This is a genomic window from Fusobacteria bacterium ZRK30 (assembly GCA_024628785.1).
Classification (GTDB): Bacteria; Fusobacteriota; Fusobacteriia; order Fusobacteriales; family Fusobacteriaceae; genus Psychrilyobacter.
In genome coordinates this window covers 882,410-908,684 of record CP102404.1, presented here as the reverse complement: position 1 = coordinate 908,684, position 26,275 = coordinate 882,410, and the positions used below count along the sequence as shown (strand labels likewise).

Sequence of the window (26,275 nt, the reverse complement as noted above, 5' to 3'; positions counted from 1 at the left end):
AAGGAAAACAAGTTTAAATTTGTAGATAATTATTATCACTAAAATATATAATTTAGGAGGAAATGAAGATGAAAATGTTTGCACAATTATCAAGAGTCGGAAAAGCACTAATGACACCTATCGCAATATTACCAGCAGCTGGTATATTCTTAGCAGTAGGAGCACATGCGGATATACCATTAATGAAAAATGCAGGTGACGTTATATTTGGAAATCTGCCATTACTGTTTGCAGTAGGAGCAGCTATAGGTTTAGCAGGTGGAGATGGAGTTGCCGGTTTAGCAGGTATTGTCGCTATGTTAATTATGAACGTTACTATGGGAAGTTTAACTGATGCAGCAGCAGGAGTAGAAGCAGGAAATAAAGCATTTGCTTTAGTTCTTGGTACACCTACACTTCAAACTGGTGTATTTGGTGGTCTTATTGCAGGTATTATCGGAGCTACTATGTATAATAAGTTCCATAAAACAGAATTACCTCCATTCTTAGGATTCTTTGCAGGTAAAAGATTAGTTCCTATCATGGCAGCTGTAGTAGGATTTATCGTTGGTATGATAATGCCTTACATCTGGCAACCAATTCAAGGTGGGTTAGAATCATTATCTATGATAGCAAACGATCCTAACAACTCAAACTTATCAACATTTATATTTGGTCTAATAGAAAGAGCGTTAATTCCATTCGGATTACACCATATCTTTTATTCTCCATTCTGGTTCCAATTCGGTGAATACACAAATGCCGCTGGACAATTAGTTCAAGGAGATAACAGAATTTGGTTTGCAATGTTTAACGATGGTATTAGAAACTTCTCATCAGATACCTATGTAGGTGCAGGTAAATTTATGACTGGTAAATTCCCATTCATGATGTTTGGATTACCAGCAGCAGCATTAGCAATGTATCATGAAGCTAAACCTGAAAAAAGAAAGTTAGCTGGAGGTATCTTATTCTCAGCAGCATTAACATCATTCTTAACAGGTATCACTGAACCAATTGAATTCGCATTCTTATTCGTAGCACCAGTTTTATATGGTATTCACTGTGTAATTGCAGCGACATCATTTATGGTAATGAATATGTTAAATGTTAGAATCGGTATGACATTCTCAGGTGGAGCTATCGACTATGTATTATTCGGACTTTTACCAGGAATCAGAGGAGATTTCGATAATAACTGGTATATGGTAATAGTTGTAGGATTAGTATTAGCTGTTGTTTATTACTTCCTATTCAGAGCTGTTATCAGAAAGTTTGATCTTAAAACTCCAGGTAGAGAAGATGAAGAATTAGAAGAGGAAGTAAAAGTAAGCGGAAGCGAACTGTCTATCTTAGTTATGGCTGCTTTAGGTGGTAAAGATAACTTAGTTACGATTGATGCTTGTATTACAAGACTTAGATTAGAAGTTAAAGATGTAAACGCAGTAAATGATAAAGAATTAAAGAGATTAGGAGCTTCAGGAGTACTTAAAGTTGGTACAAATGGTGTTCAAGCAATCTTTGGATCAAAGGCTCAATTTATAGCACAAGATTTAAAAGGAATGTAATTTTTAAATCTAAAAAGGGTTCTTAGGAACCCTTTTTAATTTAAATTATTTTTAGAACTTATAATTAACCCCTGCCGTATACCAGAACATGTCTATATTTTTAGTCTCTTTATATGCTCCTCTGTCATATTCTCTATCCTGCCAGTCATAAGCTATACCACCATCTACTGACCATTGATCATTGATTTTATAAGCTGCCAACAATTCTGCTCTTACTCTGTAATCACTTGTATAATCATAAGTTTTAGATGTTTCTGATAGATCTCTTAATAAAGAATATCTAACTCTAGGCATAATTGTCAACTTATCTGTAACTTGATAAATCCCCATTAATCTCACTTGATGATCATACATAGTTTCATCGTTATTATTATAGAATTCCCCTGTTGAATAGAAAGTCGGTCTCAATGCAAAATTATCTGTGATTGAAAATGTTGGCCCTAAATCTCCCTCATAGTAATTACCTTTATTCTTAGCTCCATTAGTACTATCAACATCATGTCCTACTACAAACCAACCAGAAACATATTGATATGAAGAATCTACTCCTAACTCTACCCTGTCTCTATTTCTATTTTGTTCTGCTGCATATGCATCTCTTTTTTTAGTTCCCCTTTCGCTTCTATACTTAAAAGCAACCCCGATTTTTGGTGTAGCTTGATATCTAATTTTATAGTCTACTCTTGTATTTTGATTATCCGCTCCATCTGAATTAATGTGTCCAGTTCCCCTCTGTTCTACATTTAGATGATAGCCCCAATTTCCTTTAACAGCATTAATCCCTGTTCCAAACATCAAAATATTTTCACTTTTTCCAAAATCTTTAGATCCTAAATCATACTTTTCTTTTTCTATATAGGTTCTAGCCGAGACCTGCCATTCTTCTCCTTGATTTCCCTGCTTTATTATTTCTGCTTTCCCACTATCTTCTACTACAAGTACCGTATTTGCTAATTTTTCTTTCAAACTCATATTTTCTGCCTTTAACTGTTCTAATGTCTGAGGAGCTTCCTCTGCAAAAGTATTGGTCCCTAAAAATACAATTAATCCTAATATCGATAATTTTTTCTTCATTTCTAACCTCCATAATTTAATTAATATATTATCTTAATTTAAATTTTTGCCATGATTTAATCTTATCTATAAAAACAAGATTATCTTCACGAACTCTCCCTATTATATTGCTATTGCCATCATTTTCATAATTTCTTAAGGCTATATGCAGTTCGCCTTTATATCTATCATAATTTGAGTTTTCGATAATCACATCACCTCTTTTTATATCTCTTGTATTTTTAGAAGATATTTCATAGGCTTGATATTTTACCCTGGGCATAGTGGATCTTATAGTATATTCACTGCCATCCCCTCTATAAAAATGAAGCTCATCATATAAAATTTTAGCTTCCGTTTCAGTGAGTTCAACCTCTATGTCTATATCTAATGTCAACAGCCCCCTTCTAAGCTCTCCCAATGCCTTTAATTCACCTTCTGAAGCAAAGCAATTAGCTATAATAATGTCATCCACGACATCGGTATTCCAAAGATCTCTTGCCTGTACTGTAATATCTTCTATATATCTATGCTCCTCTAGTGTACACAACCCCTCTGAAACCGGCCAAGGGCCAAGGGTAGCAGCTGTAGAATTTATAAATGCAGCTACCCTTATTCCATGATCCTTATATTTTTTAGAAGTTTCTAAAAATAATTCTCTTTTAAGCCCACTTCTTTTCTTAGGATAAAAGTTATGACATCCCAATATCTTATGGACATCTGCACAATATGATAATATATTTTCCAAATATCTATTGGGCTGACTAACATTTAATTCAATCATTAGATTTTCTTTATTGTAGGTCATCATAGCTTCTTCAGCTCCTGTGAATCCTTCATCTAATCTAAGTCCATCTACACCCACCTCACGAAAAAATGATAAATCATCATAGGATATTTTTAAATCTTTAAATACACATGGTGCTACATCTACTATTACTTCAAATTTATAACCTTTAGCATATGTAATTATCTCTTTAAACTCACTAACTATTAATTCTTTATTGCCTTCTACAGACAATAGACAGGTAAATACCCTATCGAATCCATATTTTGCTGCTTTTGCTATATAGTTTTTATTTTCCTCTAAACTGGTATGTTCAGGATATATTGAAATTCCAAGCCTTCTCATTTTAATTTTCTCCTAATTCTTATAAACTATAATACTTCTCTCTGCGAAAAGTTTGACAAATATTCTTTATTAGCTTCTAATATCTCATCTAAAATTGTTTTAGCTACTTTCCCTGACCTTACTAGAGGGTTAATTGTCAGAGCTTGTAGTGCATTACTATATGATCCTTCTAACGCTGCTTCAATTGTCAATTGCTCAAATGATTTTAAAATTCTTAATTCTCCTTGTGCACTAACTGATAATTCTCCACAATTTAAGGGGATAGGTCCTGCATTTGTTATTAAACAAGTTGTTTCTATAGATGATTTTTTTGGGAGACAATTAATTGTTCCATTATTTTCAATGTTTACAACCATATAAGTTCTCTTATCATTATAGATACCATTTATTAACTCGCATGCTGCATCTGAGTAATAAGCACCCCCGCGAAGTTCTAATTGCTTTGGCTTTTCTTTTAAATTTGGATCTTTATATAATTCAAATAACTCTCTCTCTACTTTTTTTACAACCTCTGCTCTTGTACCATAATTCTTATAATCTCCTAACTGATGCTCTAACTCATCATCAGTTAGATAATAATATTTATGATAAGGACAAGGCATCATTTTCGTTGCTAATATTTGTGCTTCTATAAATGGAATATCCTCTATATTTTTAGGATTAAATTCATCACTTTTTAGAAGTTCTGGTAGTAACTTAGGTAAAACGTCTTCTCCCTTATAATATACATGTTTCCCCCATACATAGTGATTTAAACCTACCATATGAAATAGAAAATCATCACTTTTTAGTATATTAGCTACTGATTTTCTCATTCCCACTGGAACGTTACATAATCCAACAATTTTTATATCTGTGTACCTTAATACAGCTTCAGTAATTATCCCTGCTGGATTTGTAAAATTAATAAGCCAAGCATTAGGAGCTAATTTCTCTATATCTTTACATATATCTAATATTACGGGTATTGTTCTAAGAGCTTTTCCAAAGCCCCCTGCTCCATTAGTTTCTTGGCCTAACATCCCATGAGACAGCGGTATTCTTTCATCTAGTATTCTAGCGTCTAGCTGTCCTACCCTCAATTGAGTTACAATAAAACTGGCTCCCTCTATTGCTTTTTCCCTATCAAGTGTTAAATAGACTTGGCAGTTAATCCCTGATTTTTCAACCATTCTCTTAGCTAAATTTCCTACTATTTCTAATTTTTCTTTCCCTTCTTCGATATCCACAAGCCAAATTTCTTCTATAGGCAGTTCATGATGCCTGTTTATAAATCCTTCAATTATTTCAGGAGTGTAACTTGAACCTCCTCCAATTATTGCTATTTTTAACATGATTTTCCCTCCTCAATCAGCTACTTATTTCTTTTTCTAATTCTTTTTCATATATCATGACAAATGGCTTATAGATTAAATAAGATAATAAAACTAATACCCCACTTAATAAGAATGCTGAAATTCCAAAATTAGTTGCTAAAAATGCTGCTACTGGTCCTGGTGTAGTCCAAGGTACTAATGTTACTACTTTCCCTACTAATCCGAACTTAAGTGCATACCATGCAATTGTTGCATTAATCATAGGAACTCCTAGGAATGGTATAAATAAAATTGGGTTCATTACTATTGGTGCACCAAATATAATTGGCTCATTGATATTGAATATTCCAGGAATTGTTCCTAATTTTCCAATTGCACTTAAATGTTCTGACTTGCTTCTTGCCATAGCTATTGCTAATCCAATTGTTGCTCCAGATCCACCTAAATATACAAATGCATCTAAGAATCCTCCAGCAAAAATATGTGGTAAACTATTTACTCCAGTTTGCAATGCAGCTTGATTCCCTGCTAAATTAGTTAAAATAATCGGATTAATGATCGCGACTACTACATTTACTCCGTGTAATCCTGCAAACCATAGTATATGAACTATTAACATAATTAGTAAAACTGCTGGTAAACTATCCGATACAGTTATAAGCGGTGCAAAAGTATCCATAATCAATTTAGGAATCATCTTTCCTGTACTTTGAACCCAGTTATTAATAGGTTGAAAAATTATTATTACAGCTATAATTGGTGTTAATAATTCAAATGATTTCGCAATTGCTGGTGGGACAGAATCAGGCAGCTTTATCACCATTTTTTTGGCGGCCATAAACCTATATATCTCAATTGCTATAAATGAACCTATGATTGCTGTAAATAATCCGTTTGCATCTAAGTATCTAGCATCCATTACCGGCATCCATCCACCATCTACATGAAAAACATTCATCACTTGAGGATCTTTTGCCATAGGTACCCAATCTAATTTTGCTGAGGTCATAAGGAAAGTAAACAGCGTTAAAAAACCACCTGTAATACCATTTAACTTATATTGATTAGAGAGACTATATCCAATTCCAAAAGACACAAATAAAGACATAACTCCCATACTGACATAAAATGGCTGAACCCAGTTAGCCTTATGGGTACTCATCAAATTAACATACCACTGCATGTATAATGGTGACGCTTTATCTGTAAAAGGCAAATTAACTAAAAGCAATATAAAAGATCCTACAATTAAAAATGGCATGGCAAATACAAACCCGTCTTTTAGTGCTGTAAGATGTTTTTGGTTAGCCATCTTAGATGCTAATGGCATCAAATACTTTTCTGTAAAATTTGTAAACTTAGTCATAAATTTATTCATTCTTCTCCCCCTATACTAATTAAAAATTTATTTTAAATACATATTATTTAAAGTTAAGTCACTTCTAATAATATTTCTACTAACGAAATAACCGTCTCAGCTGACATATATTGATCTTCAGCATGGGCAATTATTAGATTTAACTCCACTACTACATTATCATCGTCTTCACACTCTGCTGTCACATATTTATGATGTACCCCATGGGCTTCTAATAATAATTGTCTAGCTTCTAATAATCCACTTTTATCCTTATTTCGAAGAGCTTCTAGTGCTATACTTTTAGCCGTCCCTGCCATTGCAATTATTGGCATAAATCCTTCTATAAGTTCTTCTTTTGTAAATTTATTCACGGTCTCCTCCTTAATCCACTATTAATTCCAAAGCAAAATCTAGTATTTTTTCCCCTTTCATCATTCCATAGTCCATACTATTGATGACTTCTACAGTTTTATTAACATCTTTAGCTATCTTGTTTAACTCATCTTTTTTAAATCTTACCTGCGGACCTAATAAGAAGACATCATATTTATCTAAATTTGAATAAAACTGCTCCAATCCCATTGCTTCTACTTCGCATTCAACTCCTCTTAACTCTGCTGCCTCTCTCATTTTCTTAACTACTATACTTGTCGACATTCCTGCACTGCACAATAATAATATCTTTTTCATCTTTTCCCCTCCTCATTTTTTCAAAACCTCTTATTTTAAAAAACAAATATGTTTCGTCCTACTTTTCTATAACAGTAATGTTGATTTTCTGTGCTAATTAGAGTGTATATTATGACTTATTTAAAAGCAAATTTACGAAAAAACAATTTTTTTTCGTCTAATTTTTAATATAGTGTATACACTTTTATCAATTTTAATAGTATAATCAATTTATAACGATTTAATTTTATTTTATTTTCGTGTAATATGGGAAGTTTTAGTTTAAAATATCACAAAATAATTTTAGGAGGTTATTGAAAATGTTAAAAATTTCTATTTTTTTAGATGCAGAATCATTTGAAAAGCCATTCAATTTAAAAGTTGAGCCAAAATTGAAAGTAAAGGAAAAAATATTTTTAGATAAATTGATGAATAAAATTTCATTAAACTCCCATGTAGTGTTTTTTTCATTGGGAGAGTTATATGGAATATATAAATCTAAAGATATTTTAGACATAAAAAAAAACCTTTTAAGGTTGAGTAAGAAAAAAATGTACTTTACATTGATAAATTTAGAGAAAGAAACTATTCAAGGAGAATTTTACCTCTTGAATTCTATCTACCTTAAAAAAGATGGAATATATGTTACTCCTCCTTTGGAGCTGATCTACTCATTGGATAAAAAATCCATCTTTCATAGGATAGATCTGTCAACATTTATAAGGTTTAAAGAAAAGCACACTTTTAATTTCTATCCAAAAATAATTGAAAACTATGACTCTAAAAATTTTGAGTATAATGTAACTCAATTAAAAGAAATCCTAGGAGTAGAAGATGATTATTATGAAAGATTTTATGATTTTGAAAAAAACATTATAAAACCTATTATAAACGATATAAATAAGTCTTCTAAAATCCATATCCACTATGAAAAAATTAAAAATGGTCAGGGAAAAACAAATAAAATCACATGTTTAAAGTTTTTCTTTATCGACAATGAAAAAGATGAAGTTTTAAAAAATACAAATATAATCATACATTCAATTAAAAATAAGATCCATGATATACCTAAGATAAGTAAATTAATTGAATCTTCTCTAGGTGAAGGAGAGCTACAAATAATTTTAAAATTAATCGATAAAATCAAATTAAACTTTGAACCTCCTATCGATGTTTTTTTAGAGGCAGCATTAAAAAGTCATTATAGATTGAAAGATGAAGCCATAAAAATCATAGATATTTCTGAAAATTTTACCTCCTGTTTTAAGATTGAAGGCCGTTTATATAAGGAACTTTCCATTTTTAATTTCAGTTATAACTACTATTTTTTAAAAGAATTGCAGCACTTAAGGATGAATGGGATTTTTAACTATAATATATTCCCATGGAAGATAAAAGTAAGATTCAATTCCAAAGAAAATTCTAGTATCAAAATATCTATGAATTTAAAAGAAGAAGAAGATATTCCTAAATATTAAAAAAACAGGAGAAAATTCTCCTGTTTTTTTATTTTTTAATTCTATCTATTATGTACTAAATTATCCACGAGATGACATGCTACAAAATGCCCGTCTGAAATCTCATTTAATGCAGGATCTCCGTGACTGCATTCAGGTCTTACATATGCACATCTCTTTGCAAATCTACATCCTTCTTCTGGATTTATCGGAGAAGTTATCTCTCCATGCAACTCAATCCTATCCATCTTATGCTTTAAGCTTGCTACTGGAATAGCAGAGAGTAAAGCTTTTGTATATGGATGTCTTGGATTTTTAAACAGTACAGCAGATGGTGCTTTCTCTACCAATTGACCCAAGTACATTACTGCAATATCATCTGAAAAATGTTTAACTACAGAAAGATCATGGGTAATAAACATAAAAGTTAATCCCAATTTTTGTTGTAAATCCTGCATAAGGTTTAAAACTTGGGCTTGGATAGACACATCTAATGCCGATACAGGTTCATCACAGACAATAAACTTTGGGTTTAATGACAGTGCACGAGCTATACCAATTCTTTGTCTTCTTCCTCCATCTAATTCATGGGGATATGTATTTAATAATCTTTGACTTAATCCTACTAAGTCCATTAATTCCTTTACTTTACTACTTAATTCTTTTTTATTACTAACCAATTTATGAATAATTAAGGGTTCTCCTATGATCTCACTTACAGTCATTCTAGGATTTAGAGAGGCAAATGGATCCTGGAATATTATCTGCATATCCTCTCTTAGTTTTCTCATTTGATTTTTATCAAATTCTCTTATACTCTGACCTTCGAAAAATATCTCCCCATCTGTAGCTTCTAATAACCTGAGAATTACCCTTCCAGTTGTAGATTTACCACAACCAGATTCGCCTACTATTCCCAGAGTTTTTCCTTTTTCTATAGAAAAATTTACTCCATCTACTGCATGCAGCATCCCTTTAGGAGTTTTAAAATGTTTTTTTAAATTTCTTACTTCTAATATTTTATCTGCCACCTTTATTCCTCCCTATATCCATTCTTGTTTAATGTCTTCTTCAAACATCAGACACTTAATTCTGTGTCCATCAATACTTGTATGTTTAGGTACTCTGCTAGAACAAATATTTTTTGCCTTATCACATCTAGGATGAAATGGACATCCAGAAGGTAAATTTGTCGGATCTGGCATACTTCCCTTGATTGGGCTAAGCCTAGTAACATCACTGTCTAAATTTGGTATAGAACCAAACAATCCCATTGTATATGGATGTTTTGTAGATTCAAATATGTCCTCTATCTTTCCATATTCTATAATTTCTCCTCCATACATTATTGCTACTTTATCACAAACTTGAGCTACTACACCTAGATCATGTGTTATCATAAGCATAGCTGTTTTAAATTTCTCTTTCAAGTTATTCATCAGATCTAAAACCTGGGCTTGTATAGTAACATCTAAGGCTGTTGTAGGTTCATCTGCAATGAGTAATTTAGGATTACATGCAAGAGCTATGGCAATTACCACCCTTTGTTTCATTCCACCAGAAAATTGGTGGGGATAATCATTATATCTTGCTCCTGGAATACCTACCAACTCCAGCATCTCTTTAGCTTTATCAACTGCTGTTTCAATATTTATATCCTGATGAATTAAGATTACTTCTGAGATTTGTTCCCCAACACTCAACACTGGATTTAACGAAGTCATTGGATCTTGAAATATCATAGATATCTTATTTCCTCTTATTCCTCTCATATCATCTTCAGAAAGTGACAATAAATCCCTTCCTTCAAATTCAACATTTCCACCCATTATTTCTCCTGGAGGATTTGGGATCAATCTCATTATTCCTAAAGCTGTAGTTGTTTTTCCGGCCCCGGTTTCTCCTACCAGACCTAATGTTTCTCCCTCTTTTAAATCTAAATTGATACCATTTACTGCTTTTACTACTCCGTCTTCAGTTTTATATTGAATACTAAGATCTTTTATATTTAATAATTTATCACTCATAAAGTGTATCTCCTTTTTTATTTAATTATGATTTTAATCTTGGATCTAATGCGTCTCTAAGCCCGTCTCCAACTAAGTTTAAAGCTAAGATAGTAATTACTATTGCTATACCCGGAATAGTCGTTACATGAGGTGCATATCTAAGGTATTGTCTACCTCCAGAAAGCATTGCTCCCCACTCTGGTGCAGGTGGTTGAATACCTAACCCTATAAAACTAAGTCCGGCTGTAGAAAGTATTGCCCCTGCTACTCCCAATGTTCCTTGAACAATTACTGGAGCAAGTGCATTTGGTATGATATGTTTAAATATAATTCTAAAATCATCTGCCCCAATAGCTTTGGCAGCTTCTACAAATTCCTGATCTCTTATTGAAATTACAGATGCTCTTACAATTCTTGCGTATCCCGGTACTGAAGATATACTGATTGCAAGCATAAGATTAAATAAGTTTGGTCCAAGTGCTGAAACGATTGCAATAGCCAATAAGATACTAGGTACCGCAAGGAAAACATCCATGATTCTCATAATAACGTTATCTAACTTACCGCCATAATAACCAGCTATGGCTCCTAATGTTCCACCGAGAACTATGGAAATTCCAACAGCTAAAATTCCGACTTGAAGTGATACACGGGCACCGTGAATAAGTCTGGCAAACATGTCTCTACCATATTCATCAGTCCCAAAAATATGTGCTCCACTTGGGCTCTGTAATCTATCCTTTAAATTTTGCTTGATTGCTACACTGTCATATGGCGCAATAACATCAGCAAAAACAGCCAATAATATTATCACTGCTAAAATTGCAAGACCCGCCATAGCCATATTATTTTTTTTCAGTCTTCTCCATACTTCAGCCATCTGACTTCTCTTTTTATTTACAGTTTCAACAGAAGAATTTTTCTCTATATTTTCACTGCTTAGTACTTCTGACATAATTAAATCCTCCTTTTATTTATATTGAGATTTTACCCTAGGGTCTACAAATCCATATAAGATATCTACAAATAGATTTACTATCGAAAACGTTGTAGCAAGGAATAAAACCGCTGCTAGTACAACTGGTGTATCCTTACTTCTAATAGCTTCTACCATCATTCTTCCCACTCCAGGCCAAGAATAAACAGTTTCTGTAAGTACAGCTCCACCTAATAAGTATCCGAATTGTAACCCTACAACTGTGATTACCGGGATTAATGCATTTTTAAGAGCATGTTTGTTGATAACTTTTTTCTCTGTAACACCCTTAGCTCTAGCTGTTCTAATATAATCCTGCCTGATTACCTCTAACATAGATGATCTGGTCATACGGGTAATTATTGCTGCTGCTCCTGTTCCCAATGTAATAGATGGAAGGATCAAACTACTCCAGCCTCCAAATCCACCTGATGGAAGCCACCCCAGTCCCACTGAGAAAAATAAAATTAACATAAGCCCTAACCAGAAGTTCGGCATGGCTACACCTAAAAGAGCTGCGATCATACTAACACTATCCATTATAGAATATTGCTTTGTGGCTGATATAATCCCTACTGGTATACCAATTAATATGGCTATTATTACACCAATTATTGCCAGAATCAACGTATTTGGAAATCTTTGGAATATCTCTCCAAATACCTCTCTACCACTTGTATACGATCTCCCAAAATCTCCCTGTACTGCATTTAGAACAAATCTTCCATACTGCATTATGAATGGGTCATTCAATCCCATTTCCTCTCTGAGTGCTAACACCTGTGCTTTAGGAGCACTTTCTCCTAAGATAAGTTGTGCCGGATCTCCAGGCGTAAATGACATTATTGAAAATACTAAAAATGATACACCTAATAAAACAGGTATCAATAATAATAATCTTTTAAATATATACTTATGCATGTTCCCTCCCTGATTTTTATATTTATTTCTTAAAAAAATTACCCTCTAAAATTAACTATTTCAGAGGGCAATTAAGATTATTTTTGTTGATCAAAATACACTCCGTAGATCTTATGATGTCCTGCTGGATTTAATTTAAATCCTTTTACATCTTTATTGATACCAGCATTCATTGTTTGGTAATATAATGGATCTACCGGTAAGTCTTCCATGATTTGCTTTTGAATTTTAGCGTATAGCTCTAATCTTTCCTTTGGATTTGTAGATGATTTAGCTTCATCTAACCATTTGTCTACATCTTTGTTTGCGTAGAAAGATCTGTTTCCAGCTCCACCGATATTTGCACTGTTAAATAAGGCGTTTAATCCATAGTCAGCATCTCCTGTAGTAGTTACCCAACCTAGGATAAACATCTCATGATCTCCTCTTGCTGTTCCATCTAAATAAGCTCCCCATTCTACTGGTTCTACTGCCATTTCTATTCCTACTTGCTTTAATTGATCCTGTACAATAGTTGCAATTTGTAATCTTACTGGGTTATCGTTTGTCCAGATTGTAGTTTTAAAACCATTTGGATATCCTGCTTCAGCCAATAATTCCTTAGCTAATTCTGGATTATATTCATATGATTTTGCATCTTTATCATAACCAAATACTTTTGGTCCAATAGGTGAATTTGCTTTTGATCCAGCACCATCTAATACTACATCGATGATGATATCTACATCTATTGCATGCCCAATAGCTTGTCTAACTAATTTATTATCAAATGGTGCTTTTTCGAAGTTAAACCCGATATATGCCATAGATAATGATTCTTCTTCTATCAAGTCTAAATTTTCATTACCTTTAACTTGATTTTTATCGATAGGTTCAATATCATAAGCGATATCTACTTCACCAGTTTCTAAACTGATAGTTCTGTTTGTACCTTCAGTTATATTTCTAAAGATTACATTTTTAACTTTAGGAGCTCCTAAGAAGTAATCTTCATTTGCTTTTAATACAATTTTATCTCCAGAATCCCATTTTACAAATGCGTATGGTCCTGTTCCTACTGGATGTTGTCCATAGTCATCTCCAGCTTCAGTGACAGCTTTCTCATTTAAGATAGAAGATGCTGTATGTGCTAAATGGTGTAATAATGGTCCAAATGGCTCTTTTGTAATGATCTTAACTGTATAATCATCTATAACTTCAACCTTGTCCACAGCTTCTATAATATGATGAACTGTTGGTGAAGCTAGCATTCCTTCAATTGTGAATTTAACGTCTGATGCTTTTAATTCCTCTCCATTGTGGAATTTTGCTCCCTTTCTTAAATGGAAGATAGTTGTTTTAGGATCTGGCTGATCCCATGATTCAGCTAATGCAGGTACAATATTCATATCTCCATCAGTTGATACTAAACCATTATAAATTTGTGCTGATACTCTAGATGATGGTTGGTCATTTGATGCATGCGGATCCAATGATTTAGCGTCAGCCCCTTGAGCTACCACCACAGTATCTTTTATCTTAGTTTCTTTTTCCCCGCCACCACAGGCTGTTAATGTTAATAAGACAACCAATGATGAAATTAATAATAAAACTTTTTTCATATTTTCCTCCCTATTTCCTCTTATTTTTTTAAGCTCTTTCTAAGATAATATTACTCTAATTCCTCTAATTTGTCAACAAAAAAACAAAATAAGTGTTTCATTTCCTTACTTTTTTGTATAATTACCGAATTTTTGTAACGAACTAAGAGTATATACTAAAAAAATAACACTCGTAATCCATCAACATTTAAAATTAAATATTTGTTGAACAGATCATATTTTAAAAATAAATATTATTTTTCTAAAAAAAACTTTTTATAATTAAAGTTTACCTCTAAATAAATTAAATTCAAAATTTATTTTAATTTACTATTTCATTTCTTAGAGTTTTATAAGGAATTCTGTATTCCATCTTTATATTATTTTTTCCTGAAATTACATTTAGTTTATGTATAACTATATTTTCTCTTTGTTCTAAGAGGAAAAAAAAAAAAAATCTGTATAAATAATTATTAAGGTTTCAAAATTATACTGCGATCTGAATAGAATAAATGAAAAAATCAAGGTTCTTATATCTCTGATTTTAAGGAGAGTTCTTATGAAATTAAAAAAAATACAAATAAACACCACATATGTTTTCCTAATTTTATTAGTTGGAGTATTGCTGGATATTTACTATGAGACTAATACCCTATACCATGAAGAGCTCCAAAGAATAGATAAAAACCTTTATAAAACTGCAAAAAATATGCCTTTTTATATAGGAGATAACTACAATTTCCATGGAATGAACAATAAGTCATATAGTGAAGATGAAATTTTAAAAAATTCACAAAAACTTATAGAGATCGCTCATATAAACGAAGTTGACTATCTATATACTATTATAATTGAAGATAATATGCCTACATATACTTCTATTGGTGGATCCAGCAAAGAATACCTTGAATATTTTAAAAATAAAGATCTCTCTCAATTTTATTGGTTTACTTTCGAAGACGTTGAGGATGATTCAATCGAAGAAACTGTCGATATGTTTAACAACCAGGATATCATATATATCAACAGCTCTGATAACCTTGGTAAATATAGATCAATATATCTTATATCAACAGCTGAGGATGGCAGAAAATATATATCTGGTGCTGATATGACAATAACTAATTTAAACAAAATCATCTTTAAAAAGATTTCTTACCAAATATTGCATACATTGCTGATGTTATTAATATTATTATTATTTATATTAATAATATCTAAAAATATGAAGGAGCAGAAAAAAATTCGGGAAAACTTTCTTAAAAATATCAGTTATGATAGCCTCACCGGAGTTCTAAAAAGAGAAAAAGGGATAGAGAGGATGAATCAAATCATAAATGACCTACCACTTGAAGATAAAAAAATGTTTGTGGGATTATTTGACATCATGGACATGACCTATATAAATGAAGAATTTGGGACAAAAGTAGGTGATGATATGATAAAAAAACTTGCTGACGTATTAAAAATGGCCTTTAGAGAAACAGATGAAATAATAAGGCTCAATGGAGATCAATTCTTGGTTGCTGTCAAAGAACCCCTATCTGGTGGAACAATAGAACAATTAGAAGAAAGGTTTGAGTTATTTTTAAAGAAATATGATTTTATGAAAAAAAGAGAGTTACATATGACCGTTCGTAAAGTCTTTTTAAAATGGGATCGTGAAACTAACCTAAACCCTATGTTGAGAGTTTTATTTGAAAAATTGAGGTTTATAAAGGGAAATAGTGAAAAAGAGGTTGCTTTGATGGAATTAGATATTCAAAGAGGTCTTCATAGCAATGAATTTGAAGTTTATTACCAGCCTAAAATAGATGTTTTAGATAAAACCATTGAATTTGAAGCACTTATGAGATGGAATCATAAGGAAAAAGGAATGATTTCTCCTATAAATTTCATACCTATAGCCGAGAGATCCTCCCTGATAATCTCCCTTACTGAGTTTTTAATAAAACAAGTAAAAAAAGATATTCAGTTTTTAAAAACAAAGGTGTCACTGAATATATCTCCTGTTCATTTCAATAGAGAATTCTTCCTGGAAGAGATGCTCGAAAAATATGATAACCTGGATGGATTAGAATTTGAGTTAACAGAAGATAACTTTATAAAGGAAATCGATAATTCTATAAAAAAAATTGAAACTTTAAAAGATAGGGGAGTAAATTTTCTTATCGATGATTTCGGAACTGGGTATTCGTCTTTATCCTCCCTGGCCAAATTGCCTGTAACAACTCTGAAAATTGATCGATCTTTTGTAGTAAATATGTTTAAAACTCATAGGGATCTGAATGTTATAAAGACAATAATCCAGCTGGGTAAAAATTTAAACCTAAAAATTGTAGCCGAAGGGGTAGAAGAACTAAAAGAAATCAATTTTTTAATGGATTTAGGGGTCTCTACTTTTCAAGGATACTATTTAGGCAAACCTGAAAAATTTGAAATTGTTTTAGATAAATTAGAAAATGAGATTTATCTGATGAAATTAAAAAAATTAAATACTAAATTTAATAAACATATGGAGGTAAATTTATGAAAGGAATTGTATTAGCAGGTGGATCTGGGACAAGGCTCTACCCTATAACTAAAGCAATCAGTAAACAAATAAATCCCATATATGATAAACCTATGATCTACTACCCTCTTTCTATGCTTATGTTAGCAGGAATTAGAGAAGTGTTAATAATTTCTACACCTCGTGATATAGGTGTTTTTGAGGAATTATTAGGAAGTGGATCTGATTATGGAATCCAGTTGGAGTATGCCATACAAGAGTCTCCAAATGGTTTAGCCGAAGCTTTTATAATAGGAGAGGAATTTCTTGGGGATAGCCCGTGTGCTCTTGTATTAGGAGATAATGTGTTTTACGGTCATGGATTAACTGGTAAGCTCAAAGGTGCTTTTGAAAAAAGAAAGGGAGCCACAATCTTCGGATACCCAGTTAATAATCCAGAAGACTTTGGTGTTGTTGAGTTCAACGAAAATGGAGAAGCTATATCTTTAGAAGAAAAACCAAAAAAACCTAAATCAAATTTTGCTATACCGGGGCTATATTTTTACGACAATACAGTCATAGAAAAAGCTAAAAAAGTTAAACCTTCTCCTCGTGGAGAATTAGAAATAACATCCTTAAATCAAATCTATTTAGATGAAGGGAACTTAAGCGTAATCAACTTAGGCCGTGGTATGGCATGGCTGGATACAGGAACTCAGGAAGGCTTATTAGATGCAGCTAACTTTGTTTCTACAGTCCAGAAGAGACAGGGGATTATGGTTAGCTGCTTAGAAGAGATAGCATATTTAAAGGGATGGATAGATAAAGAAAAGGTAGTAGAGTTAGCAAAGCCATTGTTGAAGTCAAATTATGGCAGATATTTAATGAATTTGATAAAGTAGGAGGATCTATGAATAAATTTAAAAAAATAAAAACAGGAATAGATGAACTTATAATCATTGAACCAACCATATTTGGAGATGATAGAGGTTTTTTTTTAGAAAGTTATTCTAAAAGGGATTTCGAAGCTCTGGGTATAAGTGATGAATTTGTACAATATAACCACTCTAAATCTAAAAAAGGAGTTCTTCGGGGGTTACATTTTCAAACCAAAAATCCCCAAGGTAAATTGGTAAGGGTAATTTCTGGAGCTGTTTTAGACGTAGGTGTAGATCTCCGTCATGGGAGTAAAACTTTCGGCCAGTGGTATAAGGTTCTCTTGAGTGCAGAAAATAAAAAGATGTACTATATCCCTAAAGGATTCGCACATGGATTTTTAACTTTAGAGGATGACACCGAATTTCAATATAAATGTACAGACTATTACACTCCTGAATTTGATTCAGGAATACTTTGGAACGATGAAGATATCAATATTAACTGGGATTTTGAAAAATATAACATAGATGAAAGCGAGTTGTTACTTTCAGAGAAAGATAAGGTACAACAATCATTGAAAGAATTTTTAAATAAAGGAGTTAAGTTATGATATTAATTACAGGAGCTAATGGACAATTAGGCCAGGATTTTCAAAAACTATTTACTGATCTGAACATTGATTATATTGCAACTGATCACAAAGAACTTGATATTACCAATAAAATTGATCTTGAAGCGTTTATTAAAAATAAAAATTTTACCCATATTATTAATTGTGCTGCTTATAATAATGTAGACAAAGCTGAGGTAGAAAAAGAACTATGTTATCAATTGAATACAATTGCACCGAATATATTAGCTGAAATAGCCAACAAAATAGATGCGGTTTATGTCACTTATTCCAGTGATTTTGTTTTCGGAGAAAACAAAAATATTCCCTATATCGAAACCGATGAAGTTTCTCCATTATCCATCTATGGGAAAACCAAAGCTCAGGGGGAAAAACTGGTATCAATTACACACAATAAATCTTATATTATAAGAACTTCCTGGGTTTTTGGTATGGGAAACAATAACTTCAATAAGCAAGTTATTAACTGGTCAAAAAATAATGAAAAATTGAGTATTGTAGACGATCAAATATCTTCTCCTACATATTCTTACGATCTGGCACTATTTTCATGGGAATTAATCCAAACTAATAAATACGGATTATATCATATAACAAATAGTGGTGAAGCAAGTAAATTTGACCAAGCTAAGTATATCTTAAATTCTATTGGATGGAAAGGGACACTTGAACGGGCTAAAACAAGTGATTTTAATTTAGCAGCTAAAAGGTCTAAATATTCAAAACTTTCAAACGAAAAAGTTGAAAAAATATTAGGAATAAAAATGCCTGCCTGGCAAGACGGAATAGATAGATTTTTAAAGGAATTTAATCATTAATAAAAAAAAGACCTAGTAAAATATTTTACTAGGTCTTTAAATTTAGGTTAATATAGATTAAATGTTTAACCATTTTCCACTGAACTCTCTAAAATATCTTCTAAAATATGAATTTGTCCCATTTGAATTTTTTTTAACAAGTTTTTTAAAACTTCATTGTATTCAATTAAATTATGAGATTCTATGGTTAATTTATTTTTATCCATTTCTATCTTTATCAACTCTTCAATTAATTTTACTTCTTTTAAATTTATTTTTACCTTTACTGTATATTCCATCTTATTCACCAGATCCTTTTAAAACAGCATATACAGTTTTAAATAATATCCAGAGATCAAGAAGACTATTTCTTTTTTCAATATATTCAAAATCGTATTTAATCTGTTCTTCAAAATTTAATTTGCCATCTAATCTTTCTCTGATCTGAGTAATACCAGTAATACCAGGTTTTACTTTTACTACTCTCCCACACTCTTCGTAGCTGTACTTTCCGACTTCATGATCTATAGCTGGCCTAGGTCCTACCAAACTCATCTCCCCTCTGAATACATTATAAAATTGCGGCATCTCATCAATGGAGGTTTTCCTTAAAAATTTACCTACTTTTGTTATTCTGGGATCATTTTTCATCTTAAATATTTTTCCCTTTATTTCAGCCTTATCTTCTAACTGTACCTTTAGCTCTTCAGCATTTAAAACCATCGATCTGAGTTTATAAATATAAAATGGTTTTCCTCCCTTTCCAACACGGACTTGTTTGAAAAAAATCGGTCCTCCATCCTCTAGTTTTATAGCCAGCCCTGCCAAGATGACTATTGGTGCAGATAAAGCTAAACCTACAGTGGTTCCGGCTAAATCTATAATTCTTTTATTAAAAAAGTATAATCCATCATTTAAAATTTCTTTATTTTTATACTCTTCCAAATATTTTATATCCAGTTCTGGTGGTTTTCTCTGTACATAAAAATCCATGTCTAGAAAATCATCTAATTTTCTGAATTTAAACAAGTTATATAACTGTGGTGAAATCCTTAAAATTTTCAGTTCTTTCCCTAACATAGTCATTTCCTGGTTCATTCTCAAAAGGTAGCCTAGAGCTGCTGAGTCTAAAAATATTACCCTTAAAAAATCTATCTCAACTTTTTGGATTTCATCCCCATATATAAGATTATGCAATCTTTTTTTATATTTATTCAGATGATAAACCTGTATTTTATTTTTTAGCTTCAGCTGTAAAACCCTTTTTTCAGGAATTTTTAAGTCCTCAACTATAGGTGAACTAAAGATTCTACGATTGTAAATAATTCCATTGAATTCTTGTTCAGAACTTCTCCATAGTTCATGGACAACCTCTGCTACCAGCGCTATAAAATTTCTAGAATATCTCTTATAGAGGTGAGTTGGTTCCTGCATCAGTCTATAAAACCATTCCAAACCATTTTTCTGCATCCATAATGGAGCTCTATTGACCGTTCCAGCCAAGAATTTAATAGTAGCTCCTACACCTATCACGGCTTTTACTCCTATCTCTTCCAGCTGATGTCTGTTCATTCTGGTCCATTTTTCTGCTTTACTTCCCAGGGATAAAAATAATATTTTAGGTTTTACTTCTGCTATTTTTTCTAAAATTTCTTCATTTTCCATGGCTAAAAGAGGTTTTACTTCAGGTGAAAAATTCCCTGTTTTTAATTTTGGATAGTCTCTTTTAAGATTTTTTATCGCTATTTCATTCTCTTTTATAGTCCCCCCTAGAAAAAATAGTGGTACTTCATTTTTTTCAGCTTCTTTTATAAGTAACGGTGTAAGATCAGAGCCTGTAACTCTTTCTTTTAGAGGCTTTCCAAATAGTTTAGAAACCCAGATGATAGGCATCCCGTCAGCAGTAACTATATTAGACGATTTTATTATATATCTCAGTTCTTCATCCCTCTTGGCTCTGTCAATAAAATCCATATTTACAGTGACTATCTGCCAAAGTATTTTATTATCTTTTTTTACATGTTCCATTATCTTTGCAGCTAATTCAGGCGTACTGTAATTATTAAATAAATAACCAAATACAGAAACTACACTATTATTCATCATAAAACACCTACCTCGATAATTATTGTCTGAACTTTTGCAATATTTTAGATGCTTTTAAAATCAATGAATTAACTATAAAAAATATCATTTAATTTCAGCAAATTTTTTGTCCACTGCAAAATACCAGCTATTCATGGAATTAGTATTTACTTGTCTTTTTTTATTATTCTAGCTGGAATTCCAACAGCTATACAATTATTTGGTATATCTTTTAAAACTACAGCATTAGCACCGATATCAACATTATCTCCTATTACAATACCGCCTAAAATTTTTGCCCCAGTACCCATATTCACATTATTTCCTATTACTGGAGCTTCAATCCTATCAATTCGTGCAGTTCCTATTGTCACTCCATTTCTTATGATACAATTATTTCCAAATTGAGTATACCCACTTACCACTATTCCTCCATTATGGTGAATTTGAAAATTATCTCCTAAGATGACTTCGCATGGGAGCTCAATTCCACATTTTTTTATATTAAAATAAAGGAGTTTATAGATGAAAGAAAAAGGTTTTCTGATAAATTTATTTTTGATACTGTATCTCCAACGTCCGAAACGATAGACTACCATAGCAGAAAATCCAACATTAAAAAACTCTCTATTGTGATTCATATAATCTTTTTTTATATTTTCAAACATAACTTTCACCTACTTCCATGGTTTAGGAGGTGATATTTTCCCCCCTTTAGTGTTATTCCACGCTTCAGAAATTGTTTCTACATGATTCCATAAATAATCTTTCTTTGCCTGATCTGAAGATTTAAGGATCCTTAATTTACTCCAGCTGGATTCTACAAATTTTGAACAGTAAGCTATAAAAGATCCGTGATGTTTTTTATAGTATATATACTGACTCTGCAGTCTCCAAAGAGTTAACTGGTTTCCTGATTTAGCTACTCTTTTTAGATCCAGAGATTTAGCAGATTCTCCTCCTATATGAATTACCTCTATTTGAGGCCAGTAATAGATCCTATAGCCCGCATTTTTAATTCTTTTAGCCAGATCTACCTCTTCATAATAGAGAAAGAAAGCATCGTCAAATAACCCAACTTCCTTTAACACTTTATTTCTTATGATATTAAATGCTCCTGGCCCCCAGTCACACTCCCTTTCTAAATCAGGCGACTCATAGAGGTAGTCACCCCGGCCAAATATTTTAGAAGTGGGATATTTATTCTCTAAACCACTTAATTTAAAAAAGTCATTAAAAATGCTGGGGAAAGATCTTTTAGAAGGCTGAAATACCCGATCACGCCCTATTAATTTACCTACTCCTATTCCAACATCAGGATTATTTAACATCAATTCATATGATTTTAACAATGACTTTTCTTCAAAAAAAGCATCAGAATTTAATAAAATTACAAATTCTCCCTTTGCAACTCTCATTCCCACATTATTTCCTTCACCAAAACCTAAATTGATCTCTGAAAAATAAAGCTCTAAATCTGAATATTGTTCTTTCAACATAAGATCACTGCCATCATGTGAACCATTTTCTACAATAATTATCTCGGTTTTTGCCATGGGATATTTATTTTTTAAACTTTCTATCTCTTTTTTCAGACTTTCAATACACTCAATAAGTAAATCTTTTGTATTAAATGAAACTATAATAATTGAAATATCCATAAGTACCTCCTAATCTCTCTTAGTTCTTTTCCAATTTGTATTTTTTTTACTATTTTTAAAGATCAGGGGAAGTTTTATTATCTTCCAAAATACATAGGAAGGAACCCCTATAAGAGATATAAAATCCGTTCTGTCACCAAATTTTTTCACTGCTATAATGACATAAATTCCTATGAGTAAAAAACCATAGACAGAAAATAAAATAAAAAATGGTGAGCCTGATAAGAGCAGCAATAAAAGAATTACTACTATATAAGCCATAGGCAGAGTAATCAGTTCCAATATTGGCTCTACAAAATTAACTTTCCCTTTTAAAAATTTAACAATTAACTTTGGAAGATAAGTCTTAATTATCAATAACCTTCCTCCTTCCCATCTTGCTCTTTGAGTGGCTGTCCCCTCTTTAGATATAGGGAAATCAGCATATAATTTAGCCTCTTTAATATAATGAACTTTTTTATTTTTATCTATTAATTTCAAATGATATTCAACATCTTCTACTATAGAGTAAGCTCTATATGGTATTTCAGTGATTACTTTTTTACTCACAGCAAATCCATTTCCAAATAGACCTACAGATGCACCTAATTTTTCCCTGGCATAGGGTCTGATCCCATGAAATACTAAAAGTGCTAAATTCATCAATTTATTTTTGGTATTAACCCTGTTCTTTACAAAATACCCTCCCTGCATCACTTCAAACCCTTTTCTATATCCATCAAAGATTGAAAGAAAATAACTTTCTTCCACCACACTGTCAGCATCCACAATAAGATAGAGGTCGTAATCAAAATCTTTTAATTTATCAAATACATATTCCAGGGCATATCCCTTACCTTTTTTCTTAGCATCCTTCCTTACTATTACATCTGCTCCACATTTCGATGCAAGACCAGCAGTACTATCTGTGCAGTTATCAGCAATAACATAAAATTTAACCGTATTATCCCCCTTAGAAGCTCTCTGAAGGGAGTTTAAACATTTTTCTATATAGAGTTCCTCATTATGTGCAGGAATCAATACAGCCAATTTAAAAGATTTCTGTGTGTTTACAATGGGGTAAGTTTTCTGTTTTATAAATAAATAAGAAAATAATAAAATACTCAAATAAAATATAGAAAAAATATTAGCTATATAAAGTAACCAGAAAATAAAAATCATAAAATCCCCCTAGCTCAATAAGTTTTAAAAAGTTCTACCATTTTATCAGCAGACTTATAGATATTATATTTATTCTTTATAATTTTCCTTCCTTCCTGTCCGATCTTTTTTCGAAGGACATCATCTAAAATTAATTTTTCAAAGATTTCTGAAAGCCCCTCTATATCACTTGGCATAACCAAATATCCATTTTTATCATTTTGAATCAATTCCGGTATTCCGTTTATTGCGGTACTTACAACTGGTATTTCCATGGACATCGCTTCCATCAATGAGACCGGGATTCCTTCAGCAAAAGATGGTAGTGTAAATATATCCATATCTTTTAAAATTTCCTTAGTTTCCTCCCTTGATCTCACTCCTAAAAAATTTATATAAGACTCTAAATCATTCTCTTTTGTATAAGATTTTAAAAGAGAATCATCAACCCCTCCACCTATGATGTTAAGCTTAAAATCCACTCCTTTTTTAACCAATCTTTTCAATGCTTTCAAGATTATAATCTGTCCTTTACTAGGTGTGAGCCTTCCTACTGATACTATATTAACTATTTCATTTTTAGGCAGCTGAGATCTACTATAAATTTCCGGGTCCACTCCACATGGGACCATATGAACCTTCTCCCATTGTTTAGTTTCTAAAAACCTCATAATCTGACTCCTGCAAAAAAATCCTATTCCCCGTATAAAAACCGCATCTTTGAATTTTTCCTCCAATAAATTCTTATCCGTATTATAAAAAATTTCCGGCCCATGTACACTGAGACTATAATCTATGTCTGTGTGTTTATTTATCGGCAGGAGCAGAGAAGCCGCCGGATTGGCAAAATGAATATGAACATGAGTTACCTCTAATTTTTTTAAATATGTTAAAAGAACCAACTCTTCCAAGAAATACCCAATGGTTTTTAAAAGACTTTTAGGACCTTTAAAATAGTTTAATTTCATTGTTGAAAAAAATATATTTACCCCTTGAAGTGTAAATATCTTAAAAAAATATTTGAGAATATTTTTTTTAAATTCCCTTTTTAGATATAAGGTACTATTGTAATAAAGCCTTTCTTTTTCATCCATTTTCTCTAAATTTTGAGGGTTGTTTATAGATACTGTTACTACTTCTACATTATTTTTTTTTAACTCCTCTATTTCCCGTAAGATAAATGTATGAGATATCCCTGGAAACTCACTTACTAAATAAGCTATTTTCATAAAACTCCCCCCTCTATACCTGTCTAAAGTTCCACTCTGAAGAAATTTCCTCTTTTTTAGATTCTTCAATAAAAGATCCAGCTTTCATTGTACTGGCAAAGGCAATAAACACAAATACAATCTGCTCACTCTGAGCTCCCATCCAGACCGTTGCCAGAGTAACAAACCAAGTAAATGCACAGGCTACTATAAGCCAGGCCAGCTCCCCATGGGGATTATCAAAGGATGTATTTAATCCTATTCTCAAGCATTTAAACATACTATAAAATGTCATCCCTAAAAAAAGATACATAGTGATTACTCCATGTAGAAGTGCAATGAAAAGATACTGATTATCTATACTTACCTGTCCATTGACTACCGGCATTCCATTTCTTCCATACCCCAATAAAGGTTGTTTTTTTACCTCAACAATATAATTATCTATGAGTTCTTTTCTGTATGCTATATTTTCCTGTGTTTCATTTTTAGCATTAAATCTATTTACAGATGCATACTGCATAAACTTTATACTTGCAGGAGGAAGACCAACAGCTAAAATTACAGCTACCAATGTAAAAGCCATAACCCTCTTCTTTGTCCATCCAATAACCAGAAGAACTCCTCCGGCAATAAAACCTAAAATAGGCCCCTTAGATATGGACATTAACATCCCTGCAATATTTAAAAGTATTATTAATTTAGCAATATTATCATTTTTCCAAACTTTTCTCCTTCGTAGCCAGATAGCAAACAGAGAATAAAAAGCCCACATCATCCCGGCCAAAATTGGATGTGCATATACAGCTGCAGCTCTTACAAATCCGTACCTTGCCCACCCCGGCCACCTGAGGTACTCCGGCCAGACAAACTGCAAAACATCTACAACAGCCAAATCAAATTTAAACTCCAAGGGAGAGAAAAAAGCCAAAACAGCCCCTATGATCGTAATAAATTTTGCAAACTCAATCTTATCTTCCAGGGTAGATAAAAATTCTTTGGCTAAAATATAAGGCATTATTATCTGTACTGTCCTATCTATCAAAAGATTTCTCCCATCAGCAAACCCCATTGTAGTAAATTCACTTATAATAGAGATTAAAACATATAGAAAAACCAAGATATCTAAAAATTCAATTTTGAACTCCTCGAGCCTGTTCATGATCCACCAGCCAAATAATGGAAATAATGAAAAATGAAAAAAATTAAAATCCGGAAGGCCTGGAGTAGGGAAATAATAATAACTGGGTATTGCAAAAAGGCAAAATAAAACTACTTTAAAAGCAGCTTTTTCACCCTTTGTCATCAAAACTATTATATTTATAATCAATGGAAAAAGTGCCAGTGCTTTCATAGTCATCAT

The 26,275-nt window shown here is 32.1% G+C and carries 24 protein-coding genes; 6 read left to right on the top strand and 18 right to left on the bottom strand.

What is annotated here, in order from left to right:
• Positions 1 to 62 precede the first annotated feature (62 nt).
• The gene (gene ptsG, locus NRK67_04415) at positions 63 to 1,547 is read left to right on the top strand and encodes a glucose-specific PTS transporter subunit IIBC (GenBank protein UUV17156.1); all 1,485 of its coding nucleotides are present in this window, start codon (positions 63 to 65) and stop codon (positions 1,545 to 1,547) included.
• 51 nt (positions 1,548 to 1,598) lie between these two features.
• Here ptsG and NRK67_04410 read toward each other — a convergent pair whose 3' ends face one another.
• The 6 genes from NRK67_04410 to NRK67_04385 are packed head-to-tail and all read right to left on the bottom strand — an operon-like array spanning position 1,599 to position 7,098.
• Positions 1,599 to 2,621: a hypothetical protein gene (locus tag NRK67_04410; protein ID UUV17155.1), complete on the bottom strand. Its 1,023-nt coding sequence runs from the start codon at positions 2,619 to 2,621 to the stop codon at positions 1,599 to 1,601.
• 28 nt (positions 2,622 to 2,649) lie between these two features.
• Positions 2,650 to 3,732: a MupG family TIM beta-alpha barrel fold protein gene (locus NRK67_04405; protein UUV17154.1), complete on the bottom strand. Its 1,083-nt coding sequence runs from the start codon at positions 3,730 to 3,732 to the stop codon at positions 2,650 to 2,652.
• A gap of 26 nt (positions 3,733 to 3,758) precedes the next feature.
• On the bottom strand, positions 3,759 to 5,066 hold the full coding sequence (locus tag NRK67_04400; GenBank protein ID UUV17153.1) for a 6-phospho-beta-glucosidase: 1,308 nt from the start codon (positions 5,064 to 5,066) through the stop codon (positions 3,759 to 3,761).
• 16 nt (positions 5,067 to 5,082) lie between these two features.
• Positions 5,083 to 6,426: a PTS cellobiose transporter subunit IIC gene (gene celB, locus NRK67_04395; GenBank protein ID UUV17152.1), complete on the bottom strand. Its 1,344-nt coding sequence runs from the start codon at positions 6,424 to 6,426 to the stop codon at positions 5,083 to 5,085.
• 53 nt (positions 6,427 to 6,479) lie between these two features.
• A complete protein-coding gene (locus tag NRK67_04390; GenBank protein UUV17151.1) occupies positions 6,480 to 6,779 on the bottom strand; it encodes a PTS lactose/cellobiose transporter subunit IIA in 300 nt (99 codons plus the stop codon).
• A 10-nt stretch (positions 6,780 to 6,789) separates the two neighbouring features.
• Positions 6,790 to 7,098 carry a PTS sugar transporter subunit IIB gene (locus NRK67_04385; protein UUV17150.1) on the bottom strand — a complete coding sequence of 103 codons (309 nt, stop codon included), beginning with the start codon at positions 7,096 to 7,098 and terminating at the stop codon, positions 6,790 to 6,792.
• Between the two features lie 299 nt (positions 7,099 to 7,397).
• Between NRK67_04385 and NRK67_04380 the strand changes: the two genes are divergently transcribed.
• Positions 7,398 to 8,555, top strand: coding sequence for a replication initiation protein (locus tag NRK67_04380; GenBank protein ID UUV17149.1), 1,158 nt, complete (start codon positions 7,398 to 7,400; stop codon positions 8,553 to 8,555).
• A 41-nt stretch (positions 8,556 to 8,596) separates the two neighbouring features.
• Here the strand turns inward: NRK67_04380 and NRK67_04375 are convergent, their stop codons facing one another.
• The 5 genes from NRK67_04375 to NRK67_04355 all read right to left on the bottom strand — a co-directional run bounded on the left by NRK67_04375 (position 8,597) and on the right by NRK67_04355 (position 14,041).
• Positions 8,597 to 9,565, bottom strand: a complete 969-nt coding sequence (locus NRK67_04375; GenBank protein ID UUV17148.1) for an ATP-binding cassette domain-containing protein — start codon at positions 9,563 to 9,565, stop codon at positions 8,597 to 8,599.
• 12 nt (positions 9,566 to 9,577) lie between these two features.
• Positions 9,578 to 10,561 (bottom strand): ABC transporter ATP-binding protein, encoded by a 984-nt coding sequence (locus NRK67_04370; protein ID UUV17147.1) that lies wholly within the window; start codon positions 10,559 to 10,561, stop codon positions 9,578 to 9,580.
• 25 nt (positions 10,562 to 10,586) lie between these two features.
• Positions 10,587 to 11,498 carry an ABC transporter permease gene (locus tag NRK67_04365; protein UUV17146.1) on the bottom strand — a complete coding sequence of 304 codons (912 nt, stop codon included), beginning with the start codon at positions 11,496 to 11,498 and terminating at the stop codon, positions 10,587 to 10,589.
• A 15-nt stretch (positions 11,499 to 11,513) separates the two neighbouring features.
• Entirely contained in the window at positions 11,514 to 12,440 is a 927-nt protein-coding gene (locus NRK67_04360; GenBank protein ID UUV17145.1) for an ABC transporter permease, read from the bottom strand.
• A gap of 77 nt (positions 12,441 to 12,517) precedes the next feature.
• Entirely contained in the window at positions 12,518 to 14,041 is a 1,524-nt protein-coding gene (locus tag NRK67_04355) for a glutathione ABC transporter substrate-binding protein (GenBank protein UUV17144.1), read from the bottom strand.
• 538 nt (positions 14,042 to 14,579) lie between these two features.
• Here NRK67_04355 and NRK67_04350 point away from each other — a divergent pair.
• From NRK67_04350 to rfbD, 4 genes are read left to right on the top strand one after another with little or no spacing between them, the layout of a single operon-like run.
• Entirely contained in the window at positions 14,580 to 16,553 is a 1,974-nt protein-coding gene (locus NRK67_04350; GenBank protein ID UUV17143.1) for a GGDEF domain-containing phosphodiesterase, read from the top strand.
• The gene (gene rfbA, locus NRK67_04345; protein UUV17142.1) at positions 16,550 to 17,413 is read left to right on the top strand and encodes a glucose-1-phosphate thymidylyltransferase RfbA; all 864 of its coding nucleotides are present in this window, start codon (positions 16,550 to 16,552) and stop codon (positions 17,411 to 17,413) included. The genes NRK67_04350 and rfbA overlap by 4 nt, the downstream gene beginning before the upstream one ends.
• An 8-nt stretch (positions 17,414 to 17,421) precedes the next feature.
• The gene (rfbC, locus tag NRK67_04340) at positions 17,422 to 18,000 is read left to right on the top strand and encodes a dTDP-4-dehydrorhamnose 3,5-epimerase (GenBank protein ID UUV17141.1); all 579 of its coding nucleotides are present in this window, start codon (positions 17,422 to 17,424) and stop codon (positions 17,998 to 18,000) included.
• Positions 17,997 to 18,839 (top strand): dTDP-4-dehydrorhamnose reductase, encoded by an 843-nt coding sequence (rfbD, locus tag NRK67_04335; protein ID UUV17140.1) that lies wholly within the window; start codon positions 17,997 to 17,999, stop codon positions 18,837 to 18,839. Before rfbC ends, rfbD begins: the two co-directional genes overlap by 4 nt.
• A 65-nt stretch (positions 18,840 to 18,904) precedes the next feature.
• Here rfbD and NRK67_04330 read toward each other — a convergent pair whose 3' ends face one another.
• The 7 genes from NRK67_04330 to NRK67_04300 all read right to left on the bottom strand — a co-directional run bounded on the left by NRK67_04330 (position 18,905) and on the right by NRK67_04300 (position 26,266).
• The gene (locus NRK67_04330; protein ID UUV17139.1) at positions 18,905 to 19,117 is read right to left on the bottom strand and encodes a hypothetical protein; all 213 of its coding nucleotides are present in this window, start codon (positions 19,115 to 19,117) and stop codon (positions 18,905 to 18,907) included.
• A gap of 1 nt (position 19,118) precedes the next feature.
• On the bottom strand, positions 19,119 to 20,924 hold the full coding sequence (locus NRK67_04325; protein UUV17138.1) for a WecB/TagA/CpsF family glycosyltransferase: 1,806 nt from the start codon (positions 20,922 to 20,924) through the stop codon (positions 19,119 to 19,121).
• Positions 20,925 to 21,070: 146 nt separating this feature from the next.
• Positions 21,071 to 21,571 carry a serine acetyltransferase gene (locus NRK67_04320; GenBank protein ID UUV17137.1) on the bottom strand — a complete coding sequence of 167 codons (501 nt, stop codon included), beginning with the start codon at positions 21,569 to 21,571 and terminating at the stop codon, positions 21,071 to 21,073.
• Between the two features lie 9 nt (positions 21,572 to 21,580).
• Positions 21,581 to 22,564 (bottom strand): glycosyltransferase family 2 protein, encoded by a 984-nt coding sequence (locus tag NRK67_04315; protein UUV17136.1) that lies wholly within the window; start codon positions 22,562 to 22,564, stop codon positions 21,581 to 21,583.
• Positions 22,565 to 22,573: 9 nt separating this feature from the next.
• The gene (locus NRK67_04310) at positions 22,574 to 23,725 is read right to left on the bottom strand and encodes a glycosyltransferase family 2 protein (protein UUV17135.1); all 1,152 of its coding nucleotides are present in this window, start codon (positions 23,723 to 23,725) and stop codon (positions 22,574 to 22,576) included.
• Positions 23,726 to 23,739: 14 nt separating this feature from the next.
• On the bottom strand, positions 23,740 to 24,933 hold the full coding sequence (locus NRK67_04305; protein ID UUV17134.1) for a glycosyltransferase family 4 protein: 1,194 nt from the start codon (positions 24,931 to 24,933) through the stop codon (positions 23,740 to 23,742).
• A gap of 13 nt (positions 24,934 to 24,946) precedes the next feature.
• On the bottom strand, positions 24,947 to 26,266 hold the full coding sequence (locus NRK67_04300; GenBank protein UUV17133.1) for an O-antigen ligase family protein: 1,320 nt from the start codon (positions 26,264 to 26,266) through the stop codon (positions 24,947 to 24,949).
• Positions 26,267 to 26,275 lie beyond the last annotated feature (9 nt).

What these genes read in the sequence shown, in the direction of transcription:
- NRK67_04320 (UUV17137.1), bottom strand. Translation starts at nt 21,571, where the DNA reads ATGTTTGAAAATATAAAAAAAGATTATATGAATCACAATAGAGAGTTT.
- NRK67_04400 (UUV17153.1), bottom strand. Translation starts at nt 5,066, where the DNA reads ATGTTAAAAATAGCAATAATTGGAGGAGGTTCAAGTTACACTCCTGAA.
- NRK67_04360 (UUV17145.1), bottom strand. Translation starts at nt 12,440, where the DNA reads ATGCATAAGTATATATTTAAAAGATTATTATTATTGATACCTGTTTTA.
- NRK67_04405 (UUV17154.1), bottom strand. Translation starts at nt 3,732, where the DNA reads ATGAGAAGGCTTGGAATTTCAATATATCCTGAACATACCAGTTTAGAG.
- NRK67_04385 (UUV17150.1), bottom strand. Translation starts at nt 7,098, where the DNA reads ATGAAAAAGATATTATTATTGTGCAGTGCAGGAATGTCGACAAGTATA.
- NRK67_04410 (UUV17155.1), bottom strand. Translation starts at nt 2,621, where the DNA reads ATGAAGAAAAAATTATCGATATTAGGATTAATTGTATTTTTAGGGACC.
- NRK67_04315 (UUV17136.1), bottom strand. Translation starts at nt 22,564, where the DNA reads ATGGATATTTCAATTATTATAGTTTCATTTAATACAAAAGATTTACTT.
- rfbD (UUV17140.1), top strand. Translation starts at nt 17,997, where the DNA reads ATGATATTAATTACAGGAGCTAATGGACAATTAGGCCAGGATTTTCAA.
- NRK67_04370 (UUV17147.1), bottom strand. Translation starts at nt 10,561, where the DNA reads ATGAGTGATAAATTATTAAATATAAAAGATCTTAGTATTCAATATAAA.
- NRK67_04365 (UUV17146.1), bottom strand. Translation starts at nt 11,498, where the DNA reads ATGTCAGAAGTACTAAGCAGTGAAAATATAGAGAAAAATTCTTCTGTT.
- NRK67_04380 (UUV17149.1), top strand. Translation starts at nt 7,398, where the DNA reads ATGTTAAAAATTTCTATTTTTTTAGATGCAGAATCATTTGAAAAGCCA.
- NRK67_04330 (UUV17139.1), bottom strand. Translation starts at nt 19,117, where the DNA reads ATGGAATATACAGTAAAGGTAAAAATAAATTTAAAAGAAGTAAAATTA.
- NRK67_04300 (UUV17133.1), bottom strand. Translation starts at nt 26,266, where the DNA reads ATGAAAGCACTGGCACTTTTTCCATTGATTATAAATATAATAGTTTTG.
- rfbC (UUV17141.1), top strand. Translation starts at nt 17,422, where the DNA reads ATGAATAAATTTAAAAAAATAAAAACAGGAATAGATGAACTTATAATC.
- NRK67_04325 (UUV17138.1), bottom strand. Translation starts at nt 20,924, where the DNA reads ATGATGAATAATAGTGTAGTTTCTGTATTTGGTTATTTATTTAATAAT.
- celB (UUV17152.1), bottom strand. Translation starts at nt 6,426, where the DNA reads ATGAATAAATTTATGACTAAGTTTACAAATTTTACAGAAAAGTATTTG.
- NRK67_04305 (UUV17134.1), bottom strand. Translation starts at nt 24,933, where the DNA reads ATGAAAATAGCTTATTTAGTAAGTGAGTTTCCAGGGATATCTCATACA.
- NRK67_04310 (UUV17135.1), bottom strand. Translation starts at nt 23,725, where the DNA reads ATGATTTTTATTTTCTGGTTACTTTATATAGCTAATATTTTTTCTATA.
- rfbA (UUV17142.1), top strand. Translation starts at nt 16,550, where the DNA reads ATGAAAGGAATTGTATTAGCAGGTGGATCTGGGACAAGGCTCTACCCT.
- ptsG (UUV17156.1), top strand. Translation starts at nt 63, where the DNA reads ATGAAGATGAAAATGTTTGCACAATTATCAAGAGTCGGAAAAGCACTA.
- NRK67_04355 (UUV17144.1), bottom strand. Translation starts at nt 14,041, where the DNA reads ATGAAAAAAGTTTTATTATTAATTTCATCATTGGTTGTCTTATTAACA.
- NRK67_04350 (UUV17143.1), top strand. Translation starts at nt 14,580, where the DNA reads ATGAAATTAAAAAAAATACAAATAAACACCACATATGTTTTCCTAATT.